Origin of the sequence: Enterobacter cloacae complex sp. P2B, from assembly GCF_014895985.1 — a bacterium.
Classification (GTDB): Bacteria; Pseudomonadota; Gammaproteobacteria; order Enterobacterales; family Enterobacteriaceae; genus Enterobacter; species Enterobacter bugandensis.
This window is the reverse complement of record NZ_JADBQQ010000036.1, coordinates 1-237: the sequence shown is the minus strand read 5'-3', so window position 1 is coordinate 237 and position 237 is coordinate 1. Positions and strand designations below refer to the sequence as shown.

Sequence of the window (237 nt, the reverse complement as noted above, 5' to 3'; positions counted from 1 at the left end):
GACGCGGGTTACAGCATTAAAGTGACGGTAATTCCGGAGGGCAGCAGCCAGCCTCAGCTGCAGGGCGATACACAGCACAGCCCGGCGGTGGATGCCTATGGTGCGCCGTCAATAACCAATCTGCATATCTCCGGCACGCCGAAGGTGGGGCAGACCCTGAGGGCGGAATACACCTTCACGGCAAACGGGTCCGGGACGGACGCCTCCAGCTTCCAGTGGCAATGGCAGGATGGTGCA

At 61.6% G+C, this 237-nt stretch carries 1 protein-coding gene; it reads left to right on the top strand.

Features of this window, described 5'->3' with window-relative positions:
- Positions 1-237, top strand: a 237-nt coding sequence (locus tag IM313_RS22450; protein WP_193056114.1) for a hypothetical protein, incomplete at both ends; no start/stop codon positions are given.